The sequence below is a fragment of the Curtobacterium sp. 18060 genome, assembly GCF_902706105.1.
Classification (GTDB): Bacteria; Actinomycetota; Actinomycetes; order Actinomycetales; family Microbacteriaceae; genus Curtobacterium.
On the sequence record NZ_CACSJV010000100.1, the window covers coordinates 1 to 2391 of the forward strand.

The 2391-nt window shown below is 66.0% G+C and carries 1 protein-coding gene; it reads left to right on the forward strand.

All coding sequences use genetic code 11. From position 1 onward, the window contains the following. Positions 1 to 2391, forward strand: a 2391-nt coding sequence (locus tag GVL05_RS19705; RefSeq protein WP_200849286.1) for an RHS repeat protein, incomplete at both ends; no start/stop codon positions are given.

The window sequence follows — 2391 nt, forward strand, 5'->3', positions numbered from 1 at the left end:
CCGTCGGGGGCGCAGGGTGCGTTCATCAGCCCGGCCGGTCTGCAGCAGACCCTGACCCGCGTCGACAACTCCACGACGCACGAGTACACGCTGAAGGGGTGGACGTCGAACTCGACGACGCACTTCAACCTCGCTGGCCAGCCCACGTCGATCGTGGACCGGAACAAGAACCAGATCAGCTTCAACTCCGACGAGCCCGGCTTCACCCTGAAGTCACTCGTCTCGACCGCCGGTGTGGCGGGGGCGCGGACGGCGAACTCGTCGTACGCGAACGGGGTGCAGACGTTCTCGCAGACCTCCGGCTCGAGCAAGCGGAGCGTGTCGTGGACGAAGAACAGCACCGGAGACATCACCACGTACACGGACGCGCTCGGGAAGAAGACCACGTTCGGGTACACCAGCGGGGACCTCACCACGATCACGGCGCCCGAGGGTGGTGTGACGGCGTTCACGTACGACTCGTCCGACCGGGTCACGAAGGTCGAACAGCGCAACACCACGACCGGCTCCCCGGGCACTGCGGTGACGCGGTTCTCCTACGCATCGGACACGTCGACGCTGGTCGCGGACCCGCGGTCGAACCAGTCCCAGGCGGTCGCGGACGCAGCGCACACGACCTACACCGTCGACGGCAACGACCTCGTCACGAAGGCCGTAGACGCGGCGAAGCGTGAGCAGTCCCGGACGTACAAGTCGACCAACAATGGTGTCGAGAGCTCGACGGTCGGCGCGGGTACGACCGCGTCGACGACGAACAACAAGTTCGACGGGAACAGCGGGCAGTCCCTGACCCAGTCGCAGTCCGCCTCTGGCAGCACGAGCACTGCGACGTACGGCAACGCGGCGCCGACAGCGTACCTGCCATCAGCAACGAAGGACAGCTCCGGAAATGACTCGAAGTACGGCTACGACGGGCCCGGCAACCAGTCCTCCACCGGCACCGGCACCGGTCCCGAAGCAGCAACCGCGACCCTGACCTACAACGACAAGGACAAGGGCGACAAGTACGCCTGGGGTGCGGTGAAGACCGCGGTCGCCCCGGGGAACACCGCCGGGACGGTGTACGCGTACGACACGAACAACCAGCTCGGGTCGATCACGGCGCCGGCGAACACGGTGGGGGTGCAGAAGTACTCGTACGACGACTTCGGCCGCGTGAAGAACCACACCGACGGTGGTGGCGGTGTCACGACGTACACGTACGACAACGACGACCGGCTCCTGACGACCGCGTTCGATGACGGCACCGCGACGGTGACGAACACGTACGACGGCAACGGCAACCAGCTCACCGGGCAGTCCGCGACCGGCACCATCACCAACACGTACGACCAGCGGAACCGGCTTACCTCCACGGTGAACACCGCCGGCGGCGGGCAGGTGACCTACGGCTACGACCTCGCCGGCAACACAGCCAAGGTCACCGACGGCCACGGCACCGTCACCCATGACTACGACGTCGCCAACGTCCTGACTCGCACCACGTACCCGACCGCGGACGGCGGCACGGCGAAGCAGGTCTACAAGAACGACGACCACGGCCGCCGCACCGATACCTGGCTCGGTGCTGTGGAGAACACGGACCCGACCAAGGACCCGACGTCGTGGCAGGCGCACCAGACGATCACCTACGGCGCGTCGAACCACGTCACGGGTGTTCGGGCTGTGAACGCTGACGACCCGTCGAAGCCCGTGGTGAGCTTGACGTACTGCTACATCACCGGGATCGACGCCGGTGGCGACTGCTCGGCGGTGAAGAGCGCCAACGCGACGGACAAGATCCAGTGGGTCAAGGACAACATCACCCAGCAGACGACCATGTACAGGTACGACTCCAACAGCCGCCTCACCAAGGCCGCACAAGCCGGCGGTGCGACGAACGTCACGTGGGCGTACACGTACGACGCTGCCGGGAATCGGCTCACCGCGAAGCGTGGCGGGGATGTCACGAGCTCGCAGACGCTGACGTACAACACGGTCGGGCAGATCACGTCTGACGGGTACGCGTACGACAAGGTCGGCAACCTCACCACGGCGCCGGGTCAGACGTTCACGTACAACGGTGCGCAGCAGATGACTGCGTCCACGAAGGATGGCGTGACGACGAGCTACGAGTACGCCGGTGGGGACATGAACAAGCTGCTCTGGCAGTCCACGGACGGGGGAGCGGAATACGGTTACACGTATGGCACGTCCGACTCCAACGGTGTCCCCGTGGTGACCAGCCGCAATATCGCTGGCACCGGGACCGCATCGGTCATCTCCGACCCGTCCGCGGGGCAGCCCCTGGACCTGCAGACCACGGACGGCACCACGAGCATGTGGGTCATCGACGGCACCGGAAATCCGGCCGCCGCGATCGCGGACACCGGCAAGACCGCGTACACCGTC